We start from the raw sequence: 15,996 nt of genomic DNA, 5'->3' as shown, positions 1-15,996 counted from the left end.
ATCGAAATACTTTTAATGAGTGATTATTCGTTTTCAAGCTGGCAATTGACCATCCATTTAATACCGAACTGATCGGTAAATGCGCCATAGAGTGCACCCCAAAAGGTCTTTTCGATAGGCATTTCTATAGAGCCACCTTTGGACAATGCATCAAACAGTCGTTTGGCTTCAGCTTGTTCACTACTGTCTAAATTAATCGAAATATAATGATTGCTGCCTACGGTAAAGGGTTGGTTGGTTTGAGCACAAAATTGTTCGCTGACATCTGAGGCCATCAGCACGGTAAATTCATTGATCGGTAGGGAAATATGCATAATCTTTTGCTGATCTGCATCGGATAGTGAAATGCCTTCCTCGGCAGGCATATCGCCATAACGCATCACATTGATGAATTCTCCACCAAATACGGAACGATAAAAATTAAAGGCTGCTTCGGTATTGCCTAGAAAATTCAAGTAGTGATTGAGCTGCATGGTGGTCATCCATTTTTATTATGTCGACATTTATTTTAAGAGCCTTGGCTGAGCTGTATGTGAACAATTTATGTATAAAATGTAAGCATAAAAAATCCCTCTTACAGAGGGGTTTTCAGTCTCCCTCCTTTATTAAAGGAGGGGTTAGGGGAGGATTAAAGAATATTCCCTCTAAATAGCCCTTTGTGAAGGGAGTCTACAGAGCATTAAAGCAATTCAATCGCCACAGCAGTTGCTTCACCACCACCAATACACAGCGCTGCAATACCACGCTTACCACCTGTACGTTTTAATGCATGGATCAGCGTTAAGATAATGCGTGAACCTGTAGAACCAACAGGATGTCCAAGCGCACAAGCACCCCCGTTGATATTTACTTTTTCAGCATCTAATTTAAATTCATCAATAGGGCACATCGTGACCATGGCAAAAGCTTCATTAATTTCCCATAAATCGACATCAGCAACATTCCAACCCGATTTATCTAGAACTTTTTGAATTGCGCCTACAGGTGCAATAGTAAATTCTGAAGGATGCTGTGAATTTGATGCATAAGCCACAATTTTTGCGAGCGGATTTAAACCTTTTGCTGAAGCTTGATCTGCTGAAGTTAAAACTAAAGCAGATGCACCATCAGAAATAGAACTTGCATTGGCAGCGGTAATCGTTCCATCTTTAGCAAAAGCAGGGCGCAGCGTTGGAATTTTTTCGATGTTAGCGTTAAAAGGCTGTTCGTCTTTATCGATAATCACATCGCCTTTACGACTCGAAACAGTGACAGGCACGATTTCGTCAGCAAAATAACCCTCATTAATTGCAGTTTGAGCACGTTTAAGCGAGCGAATGGCGAAGTCATCCATTTGTTCGCGTGTATAGCCTTTGGTATTTGCCATATCCTGCGCAAAAGAACCCATGAGTCGGCCCGTTTCTGCATCTTCTAAACCATCTAAAAACATATGATCTTTAACGTCACCGTGGCCCATACGGTAGCCAGCTCGTGCTTTGGTCAATACATACGGTGCATTGGTCATTGATTCCATACCACCTGCAACTACGACTTGAGCTGATCCTGCCTTGATCATATCTGCCGCTTGCATAACAGCTTTCATACCTGAACCACACAGCTTATTGATGGTTACGGCACCAGTTGAATCTGGAAGACCAGCCTGACGCATCGCTTGACGGGCAGGACCTTGTTTCAGGCCAGCCGGAAGCACACAACCCATAATGACTTCTTCAACATCTGTCGGTTGTATACCCGCGCGTTCGATGGCTGCTTTAATCGTAACTGCGCCTAATTCTGGTGCAGTGACAGCGGCTAAACTCCCTTGAAAACCACCCATTGCAGTACGGGCACCATTCACGATGACGATATCAGTCATTACATGTCTCCATTTTCTTATACATTAATTTTTGAATACGTCAGCAGTATAAGTAAAATTGAACAGGAATAAAGCAAATTTAAAAGGCTGCTTTGGACTCACCGGTTCTCAAATTAGCAACTGGTTGGGTTTTCAAATCGTAAATGTCCCATTCGACTTAAGACTGCTCGGATCGGTTGAAGCGTTGATTTCGAACAGTAGTAGAAACTACCATTTGAACCATTGGGTAAACCGGAGCTAGCCTGAAAGGTTAGGCTCGGAATGTGTAAAGTCCCACGCCAAGACAGATCGCCATATTTTAAATTGAGTTTATCTTGCAGCAATATTTTTTCATTTGCGTCGACTTGACGGTTTTTATTACTGTCAATAAATATGATCAGACCACTGTTCCAGTTGTTAGGTTGGCAAAGTTTAAAGTTAAGACTAGGACAAATCACAATATTGGAGTGATAAATTGTGGCCTGAGCCCGTGCGAATGCATTGTGATTTTGAATAGTCGATTTGATGTTATTCGCTTCTCGCTGCGCCATTAAATTGTTGAAATGTGGTAAAGCTATCGTCACGATAATGACCATAATCGCGATTGAGACCAAAAGTTCAAATAGATTAAAGCCGGTTTCTTTATTGTAAGGCATTGATTTAATCCAAAATTTAATATTGTTTTTATATGTTTAATGTTATATGTGTTTTTAATGGCGATATTAATTTTGAGTATAGAATTTTATTACTCAATTTTAGATAAAGCTGTTAAAATGAAAATAGCAAGTGACAATAGGCGATTCACTGCTCAAAATTGAGTAAAAATTTACCGAATTACAACGGAAATTGTAAGTAATTTTGTCAATAATTTACTTGATTAGATTAATCAAGCACTTGGAAAAAGAAAAAAGTGTTTGTATGATTCAGCGTGAATAGCTTAAAAAAAAAACTGGGGTATAAGAAAGCCTATCTCAGGATAGCCAATTTTTCGGCTTGAGCTTGAACAACAATTGTTATCTCTGGAGGATAAATCCATGAAAATGAGTCGTATTGCATTAGCAATGCTCGTAGCTGCTCCTTTAGCAGCTGCAAACGCAGGCGTAACTGTTACTCCATTAATGCTTGGTTACACTTTCCAAGATTCTGAACACAACAACAGCCGTGGCAACCTTACTGAAGGTCCAGAGCTACAAGACGACTTGTTTGTTGGTGCAGCACTTGGTGTTGAATTAACTCCATGGTTAGGTTTCGAAGCTGAATACAACCAAGTTAAAGGCGATGTGGATACTGATTGGGGTGAGTACAAACAAACTCAAATCAACGGTAACTTCTATGCTACTTCTGATTTGATCACTAAAAACTATGACAGCAAAGTTAAGCCATATGTATTGTTAGGTGCTGGTCACTACAAATACAAATTTGACGAAGCTGCTGCTCGTGGTTTAGGTGCTGACCGTGGTACTACTGAAGAAGGTACTTTGGGTAATGCTGGTCTAGGTGCTTTCTGGCGCTTAAACGATGCTTTATCTCTACGTACTGAAGCTCGTGCTACTTACAACATCGATGAAGATTTCTGGAACTACACAGCTTTAGCTGGTCTTAACGTAGTTCTTGGCGGTCACTTGAAACCTGCTGCTCCTGTAGTTGAAGTTGCTCCTGTAACTCCAGTTGCTCCAGTTGCTCCAGCTCCTCAAGAGTTGACTGAAGATCTTAACATGGAACTTCGTGTGTTCTTTGATACAAACAAATCAAACATCAAAGATCAATACAAACCTGAAATCGCTAAAGTAGCTGAAAAATTAGTCGAATACCCTAATGCTACAGCTAAAATCGAAGGTCACACAGACAACACTGGTCCACGTGCTCTAAACGAACGTTTATCACTAGCTCGTGCTAACTCTGTTAAATCTTCACTTGTTAACGAATACAACGTTGACCCAGCTCGTTTATCTACTCAAGGTTTCGCGTGGGATCAACCGATCGCTGACAACAACACTAAAGAAGGCCGTGCTATGAACCGTCGCGTATTCGCTACGATTTCTGGTAGCCGTACTGTAGTGGCTCAACCTGGTCAAGCTCAATAATTTGAGTTTAACTTCGGTTAGAAAAAAGCGGCTCTTTTGAGTCGCTTTTTTTTTGTTAAAAAATTAAAAAAGAGACTTAAATTTGGCTAAAAGGCACTAACTAAAATGCCTTATTAACTTTTGAATAATCGTAGGATGTAAATGGATACATCTATTCATGTAGCAATTAAGTATGTAAAAATTCAAATTATTTGTATATTAATTAATCATTTGTTTGCCTGAGAACTTTAATTTAACATGCACAGTTTGTGTTTTTATTTTTTATAAAATTAATAATAAACAATTATTTACATTTGTCTTATCTACAATTTATAAAAAATGAATATTTATATTTTTCATTAAAAAAATATTATCATCGAGATTCATGATGCAGTTAAGAATTATTCTAAATATAATAATGATTCTTATTCAAATAAATTAAGCGTTCAACAATGATCAATTTTCCAAAAACTCATTTAGTCCGTGCGATTTCAATCGCGATCTTAGGGGTGGGTACATCTGCAGTAGTAAATGCAGCAGAGCGAACCGTGCTTGAAACAATTGAAGTTGAAGTGCCAGCCGAAAAGCAGCTTGCAAATGGAAAATTGAAAGCGCAGACAGACCTTGGTGCACTGGGAAATAAAAAAATTGTTGATACGCCTTTTAGCGTTGCTGCATATAGTGAAAAGTTAATTGAAGAACAGCAGGTTAGGACAGTTGGTGAAGTTTTAAAAAATGATGCGAGTATCCGTATTACCACCAACCAAGGTCATATAAACGAAAACTTTAATATTCGTGGCTTTGACATCAATCACGATGACATTGCACTCAATGGTATGTACGGTATGGCGCCTTATGGACGCGTACCGACTGAAATTTTAGATTCGGTAACGGTTTTAAAAGGCCCGAATGCCTTGGTTGCAGGTATGTCGCCTGCTGGTGGGGTCGGTGGTGTGGTCATCGCTAAAACTAAGCGTGCAGATAAAGAAAAAACTCAAGTTTCAGCTTCAATGGAAGAAGGTGGTTTTTACCAATCAGGTTTTGACGTTTCGCGACGTTTTGGTGCTGAAAAAGAATTTGGTCTACGTGTGAATGGTGCTTATGGTCAAGGTGAGCACATTATTGAAGGCATGGAAGATAAACATGCATCAGGTGCAATTGCTGCAGACTATACAACGGATAAGTTAAAACTTAATTTTGATGCCTATGCGGTACGTGATGATCGTAATGGTGGGTCACCTGCAATGGTCGCGTTCGGCGTGAAAGACGCACATGGTCATATCTATAATGGCGTACTTGATGCGCCTAAAGGAGATACCAATTACTTTAGGAATTTAGAAGGTCATACTGACAGTGAGTTTGTAGGATTAAGTGGTGAATATGCATTCACGCCTGATTTAAATGTGTATGCGGGTGTAGGGCATGTTGAAAAGGTCTATAGCGGGCACATTTTTGGTACACGTCTTATCGTAGGGCAAGCTGATGGTCATGCAACTTCACAGTACTATCGTACAGGGTCATCTGAGTCGATTACATCATCAAATACAGGTATTCATTATAAGTTTAATACGGGTGCTATAAAACATGCTATAAATGTCAGAGCTGATTATTTGACCAAAGAAACAGATCAGCATGTGAAAGCGACGCAAGAGAATATTGATTCAACTAATTTGTATGATCCCAACACGACTGTAGGGATGCCTTCAGCGTACCCAATGGTTAAACCGAATTTAGATAATAAATATACCAGCTATACGGTATCTGATCAGATTTCAATGTTAAATGATAAATTGCAGCTGATTGTTGGTGCACGCTATCAGGATATCGATACCAAGAATTTACAAAGAAAGACTGGCTATCAAGATGATAAAATTTCGCCAAGCTTAGGTGTTGTGGTTAAACCATTTGGTGAGAATCTTTCTATTTATGCAAACTATGTTGAAGGTCTTTCTGAAGGTGTAACGGTGAATAACGTTGCAGATGCCAACAATAATGTCACCTTTGCGCCATTCCAAACCAAACAATATGAATTGGGTGCAAAATATCAAGCAGGTTCTTGGTTGAATACATTTGCCCTTTATCAAATTGAAAAACCATCGACCATGGTATCTTCATATTCTGATGGTCAACCCAATAGTACAATCAATCAAATTACCACAGATGATGCAGAAACACGTTCACGTGGCGTGGAATGGGCATTTTCAGGAGAGATTTATACAGGTCTAAATCTGATGGGTAGTTTGGCGTATATCGATGCTGAATATACCAAAGCAGCGTTGAAAAATGGTGTAACTAATCAAGGTAATTCGGTATATGGTATTCCTGACTTTACCGCAACGCTTGGCTTAGATTATGCAGTACCTTATGTAGATGGATTAAATGTGAATGCGCGTGCAAACTACGTGAGTGAACAGTACTTAAATGAAACCAATGCACTTAAACTACCAGACTATACAATCTTAGATTTAGGTGCGCGTTATAAAACCAATTTGGGTGGTGTAAATACTACATTCTTAGCCAATATTGCTAACGTGACTGATGAGAAATATTGGGAAGGTACATTCAACTCAGGTTATGCCTTAGTGGGTGGTCCACGTACCTATAAAGTCGGCGTGACTTTTGATTTCTAAGTTAGATTAGTTTTTTTAATATAAAAAGCCACCTATTCAAGGTGGCTTTTTTGCAAATGAATGATTTACGGAATATATTGCTTAATCACACCGTCATCGAGTAATTGTTGGAAATGTTCAACCACACTTTGTTGAATATTTCGGTACTCAATGCCCAATTCTTTTTTACTTTTTTCAGCATTAAAGTAAATTGGGTAACCCATATTCAGTTCAACAAACTTTCGTGGGAAACCTGCAAGAGGGCCAAATGCTTTAAAGGCAAACTTCGGTAAGGTATTGCGCGGAAATGGAAATTTATTACCAAAATGCGAGCGTAATATTTTCCCCATTTCTAATAAACTTAAAGTACCACCGCTAATGATATAACGACCTGATGCTTTAGGGTTTAATGCTGCTTGTACGTGCGCATCGGCGACATCACGGACATCGACAATTCCATTCCACATTGGTGGAACACCCGCCAAAGTCATACCGTTGGCAAACTGCTGTAAAACCTCAACACTGCCAGACTGAGTCGATGCTGTTAATGAAGGGCCCATCACTAAGGCTGGATTTACACAAACCAAATCCCAGCGTTGTTGTGCTTTTTGCATATCCCATGCTTTGCGCTCAGCCATCACTTTTGAATATGGATAAGGCTGATGAGTTTCTGAGCTGGAGGTATTCCAGTGCGATTCATCAAATTCATTATGCTCGGTCTGTAGAATATCAATGGCATCACCATAGGTTGATGCGATGCTTGAAGTCACGACAACACGTTTTACTGACTCAGTTCTATTGACACTGTTGAGCACATTTTCAGTACCTAAAATGGCCGGCTCAATAATATCTTTTATTGCGTCTTTATAGTTGGTCACTACAAAAGGGGATGCCATGTGGATCACAATGTCACAACCTTGCATGGCTGAATCAAATGCACCCTCATCTAATAAATTGGCTTGGAATAGTTTTAAAGTGCCAGTTGTATCAGCTGCAATTTTTTCGAGATGTGCAAATCCTGATGTTTTATTCAGATCACGAACTGTGGCATGTACCGTGTGCCCTAATTCGAGTAAATTTTTGATGACCCAACTGGCAATATAGCCTGTCGCGCCTGTGACGAGTATCTGTCTTGTTGTCTTGCTATTCATATTCTTCAACTTTAATTGACGCATTTTTTTATCATATTGAGAATATTTAGTTTTGTCTTTGATTGATTTGAAAAAATATATGTTGATGATTGGGTTTAATGCGCACTAAATTCAGCAGAGAATGCATGTGAATGCTGAAAAAGTACTTTTTTATTGATCTTAAAATATGCGAATATGGGATGAATGTTGGATAGATGGCTATTCTTATGATTATGGATGCAAAACCTCACAGATTAATGGACAAAGAGTCATATCTAACTTGTGAGCTTTAATTTAAAGCCTAGATCAGAGTTATAGGCTTCTTCATTTCGTATAACAGCCATTATGTTAAATGGGATGTTTCATATTTGGTCGTTAAATAAACGTATAGAAGCGACCTAGAGTAAATTAAATAATTATTATATTAAGATAATGATTTATAAGATATTAGGCTAAAAAATGTTATCTAATCTAAAGAAATATTGTCTGGGATGGGGATTAATCATTTTAGGTGTGCTTGCTTGGAAAAGCTTTTTCTTCGCAGGAACGGGATTTGCATTTTTAATTTGTGCAGCAATGGTTATTGGTGGAATTGTAGTTTTGAATAAAAAAACTGACGAAGATTAGTATTAGATCTAGTATTTGTTAAGACTATCTAAAATTAACATAATACACCTTATATAAAATTAAAAAAATTATTTTATATAAATCATTGTGTTATGTGATAAAAAAAGCCCAATCAACGCTGATTGGTTTTTTTTGTTGATTCTTCATGTTTCGCGACTATTATTCAATCAATGTTCTGCGGTTTTGTTTAATGATATAGCAAACAAAAATGTCTAGATAAAATAAGCATAAATATCTTAGTTGTTATTAATTTTGCAGATAGACAAATAAAAGGATTGGGGCGTCATTGATGGTCAAATTCACGTACAATATCGATTAATTTGCAGGTATAGATCCTGCCTTATCAGTTGATTCTGTTCTCCCGTTGGATATTGGCATATACATGGCGCAAGCAAAGAAATCTTTTCCGCAGCAAAAATCGGAATTACATGCACGAAATCTGCATCGCAGTCGTTACGATTTTCCTCAGTTAATACAGAGCTGTCCGGAACTTGCACCTTTTGTCAGCCCAAATAAATATAATGATTTATCGGTAGATTTTTCTGATCCACACGCTGTGAAAATGCTCAATAAAGCATTGCTTAAGCATTTTTATGGCATTCAATATTGGGATATTCCCAAAGATTTTCTTTGCCCGCCTATTCCGGGCAGGGCTGACTATATTCACTATTTGGCTGACTTGTTAAGTGCCAACAACAAAGGGCAGATTCCAACAGGACACAACGTTCAAGTCTTAGATATTGGGGTTGGTGCGAACTGTATTTATCCGATTATTGGTCATCGCAGCTATGGCTGGAAATTTGTAGGCTCAGACATACATGCTGCATCGGTTAAAAGTGCTCAATTTATTGTGGAGGCAAATCCGAATCTGCGTAAAGGCATTCAGATTCGATTGCAAAAAAAAGCGAGCAATATTTTCAATGGTGTGATTAAACCTTCAGATCGTTTTGATTTGACCATGTGTAATCCACCATTTCATGCCTCGCAAGATGAAGCCAACGCGACAGCAACGCAAAAATTAAGAAAACTGGGCAAGCCAGTTGATCGGAGCAAGGTGGTATTAAACTTTGGCGGTCAAAAGAACGAACTCTGGTGTGATGGAGGCGAAGAGCGATTTGTCTGCCAAATGGTACAAGAGAGCATCCAGTTTGCTGAACAATGCCTATGGTTTAGTACGCTGGTTTCCAAGAAAATAACATTGCCTGTGCTCTTAAAAGCTATAGCGAAGAGCGGTGCAGTGGATGTAAAAACGATTAAAATGACACAGGGACAAAAAGAAAGCCGTTTTGTCGCTTGGACTTTTTTAGATTTAAAGCAGCAGCAAGCATGGAAGAATGCACGTTGGACTTCAGCTTAAGTCTGTCTTCGTTGGAGATTTTCGCCTTGTCTTTGACAGCAATGCATAGGGCATCAGTATAAAGTTTCCTATAGCGATAAGCACAGTGTGTTGAATCAATCTGGAGATATTTTTGCTAAACAAGACGTATTGTTAATTGTTACAAAAAACAGCATCCAGCGATTTTTGATTATTTCGTGTTCTAAATGCCTTAAATATTCTGCAAGGGCTTCTTTTATATGTGAAAAATGCGCGGAATTGAACTGCAAATGCGTATGTTTATCATTTAAATTATATAAAAATCATAAGCTTACAAAAATTATATTTTGCATTCATTTTGAAACTTGTCCATAATATTTGAAAAGGGTATGGAGTGAAGAAAATGCGTGGCAATCCAGAAGTCGTAGACTACTTAAATATGCTGATCGGTGGCGAACTGGCTGCTCGTGATCAATACTTAATTCATTCCCGTATGTATGAAGATTGGGGCTTAAGTAAAATCTTTGAACGTATCGATCATGAAAGCCAAGAAGAAGGCTCACATGCAGATGCATTGATTCGTCGCGTATTGTTCCTTGAAGGAACGCCGAATATGAATCGTGATGATATTGAAGTCGGTACAGACGTTGTGACTTGTTTAAAAGCGGATTTGGCGCTTGAATATCATGTTCGTGAGAAACTTGCTCAAGGCGTAAAATTGTGTGAAGAAAAGGGTGACTATGTGACCCGTGATATGCTCCGTCAGCAAATGTCAGATACTGAAGAAGATCATACCTACTGGCTTGAAAAGCAAATGCGTTTGATCGAACTGATTGGCTTACCAAACTATATTCAGTCTCAAATGTAAATTGCGAAAGAATCTAAAGACCCAGCACAAGCTGGGTTTTTTATTAAGTCATGAAAACTATTGTTGTAGTTTTTTGATATCTGCCAAAACTTGCGCCGCATGTGTCTGTGTATTCACACTACTGTAGTGATACACAATAATGCCTTTCGGATCAATCAGAAAGGTTTCACGTTTGGCAACTTTCAAAATCCCTAAGTTTCGTACAATACCTAACTGTGTCGCCAGCTTATGCTGTTGGTCGGCAAGAATTGGAAAGGGAAGTCCGAGTGCTTTAGAGAACTTTTGATGTGATGCAACATCATCTAAGCTTGCGCCCAAAACAACCGCATTACTTTTTAAAAATTGTGGATATAGGGTTTTAAATTGATTGGCTTCTTCTGTACAACCGGGTGAGTTGTCTTTGGGATAAAAGTACAGAACGAGCCATTTCCCTTGATATTGCTTCAGTTCGTGCCATTTTCCGTTTTGATCTTGTAATTTAAAGTTGGGTGCGGGTGTGCCAACCCATTGTTTTTGTTTGTTTTGACTGGTGCTGAGTATTGATGTTTCGGCAACTGTGATTTGGGTGGTTGCTATTAAAGCACATGTCATTAAACAGATTTTTAGCAATGAAGAAACTTTCATAGAGCATCAGTTTATATTGTTCTTTATCTGATCTTAGCAAATTTTAAAGCGCTGTAGGCTAGCTGATTTTTTATTTATTGAAGTAGATTTCGAATGTCTTTTGGCAAATCGGTTGATGTGCTGAAATGCCACTATCAAACGTGCTCTGAACTTTTATACTATGTGGAATCGTTTAATTTTAGAGTTTGTATTGAATCAACATATTTTACTTATTACTGGCTGGGGCGGCGGTCGTAAATTACTTGCTCCTTTACAGCAGGCATTGATCGCTCAAGGTTATCAGGTCGAATTATGGAATATTTTTGATGCCTTAAATCTAGAAGTGCTCGAACAGAAAGTTGAATTGGCGCAGCGATTTGATGTGATTATTGGCTGGTCTCTTGGTGGTCAATTGGCGACGATTTTGGTAGATGAAATTCAAAAAAAATATCAACAACAGAAAGTGCTGATTACATTAGGTTCAAATCCAAGTTTTGTGGCTCATGAACAGTGGCCTGCTGCGATGGATCAAGTCAGTTTTCAAAGCTTCAAACAATCTTTCGAGCAGGATGCAATTTCGACCCTAAAAAAGTTTGGTTATATGGTTTGTCAGGGTACTGATAGCAGCAAGCAAGATTTCATCACCTTGCAAAGTTTGATTCAAGCGCAAAATTTAGATGTGCTTCGAGCAGGATTGAACTGTTTGGAGAAGCTTAATAATGTCAGTATCTTGAAAAATTACACTGGTCATCAATACCATTTGTTTGCTAAGCAAGATTTTTTAGTTAGTTACAAAGTTGAACGCTTACTGCGTAATTTAGCTGTAAAGTTTTTGGAGACTAAATTGGTTTCTGGCTCACATGGCTTTCCATTGTTTCAATCTGAAGTCATAAGTTGCAAAATCTTCCAATATTTAAAGAAAATAGAACAAATCTCTGAATAGCTGGGCTTTATGGCAATTTATTTTTCCTTGCCGTGGGTTTAACATCTTGCCACATTGATGTTTAAGCCTGATACATGGAGTGAGGGATGGTCAATTTAACCGATCTACAATTTGATCAGCAGCATATTTGGCATCCCTATACATCGATGACTCAGCCCCTTCCAACGTTTAAAGTGAAACGTGCGCAAGGGGTAATGATTGAGCTTGAAGATGGTCGTCAATTGATTGACGGTATGTCTTCATGGTGGTGTGCAATTCATGGTTATAACCATCCCGAGCTAAATCAGGCAGTGACCGATCAACTGCAACAGATGTCACACATTATGTTTGGCGGTTTCACGCATGATCCGGCAATTCAGTTAGGCAAATTGCTCCTTAATATTACCCCGCCCAGTTTAGATAAAATTTTTTATGCAGATTCAGGCTCAGTGGCTGTAGAAGTGGCATTGAAAATGGCGGTGCAATATTGGTCGTCATTGGGTCAAACCCAAAAGACTAACTTTGTGACGCCGCGTTCGGGCTATCACGGTGACACATGGAATGCGATGTCGGTCTGCGATCCAGTAACGGGCATGCACCAAATCTTTGGTTCTAGTTTGCCTAATCGTATTTTTGTACCTGCTCCGCAAACGGCGTTTGACGATGCATGGAATCCTGCGGATATTGCTGAACTAGAAAAGACTCTCTCAGAACAGCATGAAAATATTGCGGGATTGATTCTAGAGCCGATTGTGCAAGGTGCAGGAGGCATGCGTTTCTACCATCCTGAATATTTGCGTCAAGCTAAATTACTCTGTGAGAAATATCAGGTCTTATTGATTTTTGATGAAATTGCCACAGGCTTTGGTCGTACCGGAAAATTATTTGCATGGGAATGGGCTGAAGTTGAGCCGGACATTATGTGTATTGGCAAAGGCTTGACTGGCGGATATATGACTTTGTCAGCAACTCTGACTACCAAGCATATCGCAGAAACCATTAGTCAAGGTGGGGCCGGTGTATTTATGCATGGGCCAACCTTTATGGCGAATCCGCTGGCGTGTGCAGTTGCGCTGAAAAGTACCCAACTTTTAATGCAACAGGACTGGGCGAGTAATATTCAACGTATAGAACAACAGCTAAAGTTGGGCTTGAGTTCGTTAGCTAAACTCAATTATGTGCAAGATGTACGAATACTTGGTGCAATTGGTGTGGTGGAATTGACCTTTAATGTAGATATGAAAACCCTACAACAGGAGTTTGTCCGTCGTGGTATTTGGATTCGTCCATTCGGTAAGCTGGTTTATGTGATGCCCCCATATATTATTTCAGAGCATGAATTAAAAAATTTGTTAGAACACATGGTTGAGGTGGTGAAAAACATGGTGCAGCCAGCATGAATCTGCTCAACCATTTTTCAGATCAACTTGATCAACTAAAACAGCAAGGCAACTTACGTCAGTTCACTTCAAATCATCAGCATGATCGTTACATTAGTATTCACGATCATACCATGTTGAATTTAGCGTCAAATGACTATTTAGGTTTGGCTTCAAACCTACATCTACGTGAACAATTCTTTGATGAAACCCCGAACGCACAGCGTTGGATGAGTTCATCCTCATCGCGTTTATTGACAGGAAACTTTTCTGAATATGAACAACTTGAATCAACATTAAGTGATGCCTTTCATGGTCGATCTGCACTGTTATTTAACAGCGGCTATCACATGAATATCGGGATTTTACCTGCACTGGCAGACAGTAAAACCTTGATATTGGCGGATAAGTTAATTCATGCCAGTTTGATTGATGGCATCCGATTATCGAGTGCGAAATATGTACGTTATCGCCATAATGATTTGGCGCATCTTTCTCAGCTTTTATGCAAATATCATGAAGATGAGGCTTTTGAGCGGATCATTGTGGTGACTGAATCGATTTTCAGTATGGATGGTGATGAAACCGATTTGGCTGAACTGGTACGGATCAAAAAACAATTTTCCAAAGTGATGTTGTATGTCGATGAGGCGCATGCGATCGGTGTGCGCGGTGAGCGTGGTTTAGGCTGTGCTGAGCAATATCGGGTGATGGATGATATTGATCTTTTAGTCGGGACATTTGGTAAAGCACTGGCTTCAATAGGGGGATATCTCATCTGTCATGCGATTATTCGTGACTATTTGATTAACTCGATGCGACCGTTGATTTTTAGTACCGCACAGCCCCCGATCTGTATGGCGTGGACAGATTTTATTTTCAAGAATGTTTTAAATTTAAAAGCAGAGCGTCACCATTTACTGCAAATCAGTCAAAATTTGCAACAAGCGGTGCAAGACAAAGGTTTTGATTGTCCATCTACATCACATATTGTGCCCGTCATTATTGGCGAGTCGAATAAAACAGTTGCCAAGGCTCAATCATTGCAAACGGCAGGTTTTTATATCATGCCTGTACGTCCACCCACTGTGCCGCAGCATAGTTCGCGCTTACGCATTTCACTCACTGCTCAGATTACACAAACAGATCTTGATCAGTTGACTCAATTGTTGTGAGTGACTTGTGAATAATATTGAGATTGATAAATCCCAAGTGGCGTTGCGCTTTGCTCAGGCAGGGCAGAGCTATGCTGAACATGCCGTTGCACAAAAAGAGATTGCTCAACATGTATTTGAGTTAATGCAGCAGTATTGTCCAAAGTTGCAAAATCATCCTGTAGAAACGGTTTTTGAAATCGGATGTGGTTCGGGGAATTTAAGCCATTTGATGCTGGAAAATATGCAAATCAATCATTTGGTTTTAAATGATCTATATGCAGAAATTCAACAGCATTTTTCATCAAGTCCGCAGATTCAGTACTGGCTTGGAGATATCGAACAACTTGAATTTCCACAGCATATCGACTTGATCGCATCCAGTTCGGCTTTGCAATGGGTAGGGAACTTTGCAGGCATTGTCGAAAAAGCCTTTCAAAGTTTAAATCCAGAGTCATATTTTTGTTTTTCGACCTTTGGACAGCAGAATTTACAGGAAATAAAAGCTTTGACTGGGCAGGGTTTGGACTACCTCGATGTTGATATGCTTCAAATCATATTAAGTCAAAATGGTTTTGAAATTCTGCATCTTTCAGAGCAGACAGCGGCATTATATTTTGATCATCCAAAGCAGGTTTTGCAGCATTTAAAAGCGACAGGTGTGACTGCGACAGCCTCACATTTTCGTTGGACGAAACAATCGCTCTTTGATTTTTATTCAGCATATCAACAGTTTTCTTTGCGTGATGAATCTGGGCAGATGCGTTATGCACTGACCTATCATCCGATTTTTTGTATTGCACGGAGAATGCCATGACAGGGCAAGTTTATTTCATTAGTGGGATCGATACAGGCATCGGGAAAACATATACCACGGGCTATTTGGCTAAAATATGGAATGAACAAGGGGCGCGAACGATCACGCAAAAGTTGATCCAAACAGGCAATGTCGATATTTCTGAGGATATAGAACAACATCGTCAAATTATGGGTACGGGGTTGTTGGTCGAAGATGAAACCAAACTCACGATGCCTGAAATATTTAGTTATCCTGCGTCGCCACATCTCGCCACCAAACTCGATGGGCGTGAAATCGATTTTGCTAAAATCGAATACGCTACAAAACGTTTAACTGAAAAATATGACAACGTTTTACTCGAAGGTGCGGGTGGGTTGATGGTGCCATTAACCACGGATCTTTTAACCATCGACTATGTTGTAGAGAAACAATATCCCGTTATTTTGGTGACATCAGGTCGTTTGGGCAGCATTAACCATACGATTTTAAGTTTGGAAGCACTAAAAAGTCGTGGCTTAGTGCTTTATGCACTGGCTTATAATTTAAATGATGAATCGCAAGATGCATTGATTTCTAAAGATACTGCTGAATATTTAAAAGCATATTTAGCCAAACACTTTTCAGGGGCGTTATGGATTGATGTTCCTGTAATTCCATCTGTATAAAGAAACAAAAACCGCTCAAATGAGCGGT

15 protein-coding genes are annotated in these 15,996 nt (G+C 39.3%); 10 read left to right on the top strand and 5 right to left on the bottom strand.

Translation table 11 applies throughout. The features are described 5' to 3' along the window. Positions 1–23: 23 nt before the first annotated feature. From FTU34_RS13060 to FTU34_RS13050, 3 genes are all read right to left on the bottom strand, one after another. A complete protein-coding gene (locus FTU34_RS13060) occupies positions 24–473 on the bottom strand; it encodes a VOC family protein (protein ID WP_180035880.1) in 450 nt (149 codons plus the stop codon). A gap of 206 nt (positions 474–679) precedes the next feature. Continuing rightward, on the bottom strand, positions 680–1,855 hold the full coding sequence (locus FTU34_RS13055) for a thiolase family protein (RefSeq protein ID WP_180035879.1): 1,176 nt from the start codon (positions 1,853–1,855) through the stop codon (positions 680–682). Between the two features lie 113 nt (positions 1,856–1,968). Next, positions 1,969–2,490 (bottom strand): GspH/FimT family pseudopilin, encoded by a 522-nt coding sequence (locus tag FTU34_RS13050; protein ID WP_180035878.1) that lies wholly within the window; start codon positions 2,488–2,490, stop codon positions 1,969–1,971. A gap of 378 nt (positions 2,491–2,868) precedes the next feature. On the opposite strand from FTU34_RS13050, the gene omp38 reads away from it, so the two are divergent. Continuing rightward, positions 2,869–3,918 carry an outer membrane protein Omp38 gene (omp38, locus tag FTU34_RS13045; protein ID WP_180035877.1) on the top strand — a complete coding sequence of 350 codons (1,050 nt, stop codon included), beginning with the start codon at positions 2,869–2,871 and terminating at the stop codon, positions 3,916–3,918. Between the two features lie 431 nt (positions 3,919–4,349). Continuing rightward, a complete protein-coding gene (locus tag FTU34_RS13040) occupies positions 4,350–6,527 on the top strand; it encodes a TonB-dependent siderophore receptor (protein ID WP_180035876.1) in 2,178 nt (725 codons plus the stop codon). A 65-nt stretch (positions 6,528–6,592) separates the two neighbouring features. On the opposite strand, the gene FTU34_RS13035 is transcribed toward FTU34_RS13040, so the two are convergent. After that, a complete protein-coding gene (locus tag FTU34_RS13035) occupies positions 6,593–7,681 on the bottom strand; it encodes an aldehyde reductase (protein WP_257226290.1) in 1,089 nt (362 codons plus the stop codon). Between the two features lie 414 nt (positions 7,682–8,095). On the opposite strand from FTU34_RS13035, the gene FTU34_RS13030 reads away from it, so the two are divergent. The 3 genes from FTU34_RS13030 (at position 8,096) to bfr (ending at position 10,446) form a co-directional block, all read left to right on the top strand. After that, the gene (locus FTU34_RS13030; RefSeq protein WP_180035875.1) at positions 8,096–8,263 is read left to right on the top strand and encodes a hypothetical protein; all 168 of its coding nucleotides are present in this window, start codon (positions 8,096–8,098) and stop codon (positions 8,261–8,263) included. Between the two features lie 382 nt (positions 8,264–8,645). Further along, the gene (gene rlmF, locus FTU34_RS13025) at positions 8,646–9,620 is read left to right on the top strand and encodes a 23S rRNA (adenine(1618)-N(6))-methyltransferase RlmF (RefSeq protein WP_180035874.1); all 975 of its coding nucleotides are present in this window, start codon (positions 8,646–8,648) and stop codon (positions 9,618–9,620) included. Between the two features lie 361 nt (positions 9,621–9,981). Then, positions 9,982–10,446, top strand: a complete 465-nt coding sequence (gene bfr, locus FTU34_RS13020) for a bacterioferritin (protein ID WP_067762676.1) — start codon at positions 9,982–9,984, stop codon at positions 10,444–10,446. A gap of 57 nt (positions 10,447–10,503) precedes the next feature. Here bfr and FTU34_RS13015 read toward each other — a convergent pair whose 3' ends face one another. Further along, entirely contained in the window at positions 10,504–11,070 is a 567-nt protein-coding gene (locus tag FTU34_RS13015; protein WP_180035873.1) for a peroxiredoxin, read from the bottom strand. Positions 11,071–11,230: 160 nt separating this feature from the next. Here FTU34_RS13015 and FTU34_RS13010 point away from each other — a divergent pair, with 160 nt between their 5' ends. The 5 genes from FTU34_RS13010 to bioD all read left to right on the top strand — a co-directional run bounded on the left by FTU34_RS13010 (position 11,231) and on the right by bioD (position 15,968). Continuing rightward, complete coding sequence (locus tag FTU34_RS13010; protein WP_180035872.1) at positions 11,231–11,992, top strand: YqiA/YcfP family alpha/beta fold hydrolase; 762 nt, start codon at positions 11,231–11,233, stop codon at positions 11,990–11,992. Between the two features lie 86 nt (positions 11,993–12,078). Further along, positions 12,079–13,371 carry an adenosylmethionine--8-amino-7-oxononanoate transaminase gene (gene bioA / locus FTU34_RS13005; protein WP_180035871.1) on the top strand — a complete coding sequence of 431 codons (1,293 nt, stop codon included), beginning with the start codon at positions 12,079–12,081 and terminating at the stop codon, positions 13,369–13,371. Next, a complete protein-coding gene (locus tag FTU34_RS13000; RefSeq protein ID WP_180035870.1) occupies positions 13,368–14,525 on the top strand; it encodes an 8-amino-7-oxononanoate synthase in 1,158 nt (385 codons plus the stop codon). Before bioA ends, FTU34_RS13000 begins: the two co-directional genes overlap by 4 nt. 7 nt (positions 14,526–14,532) lie before the next feature. Next, positions 14,533–15,321 carry a malonyl-ACP O-methyltransferase BioC gene (gene bioC / locus FTU34_RS12995; protein WP_180035869.1) on the top strand — a complete coding sequence of 263 codons (789 nt, stop codon included), beginning with the start codon at positions 14,533–14,535 and terminating at the stop codon, positions 15,319–15,321. Next, positions 15,318–15,968: a dethiobiotin synthase gene (gene bioD, locus FTU34_RS12990; RefSeq protein ID WP_180035868.1), complete on the top strand. Its 651-nt coding sequence runs from the start codon at positions 15,318–15,320 to the stop codon at positions 15,966–15,968. The genes bioC and bioD overlap by 4 nt, the downstream gene beginning before the upstream one ends. Positions 15,969–15,996: the final 28 nt, after the last annotated feature.

This window comes from Acinetobacter sp. YH12094 (assembly GCF_013419295.1).
Taxonomy (GTDB): Bacteria; Pseudomonadota; Gammaproteobacteria; order Pseudomonadales; family Moraxellaceae; genus Acinetobacter; species Acinetobacter amyesii.
This window is presented reverse-complemented; position numbering and strand designations above follow the sequence as displayed.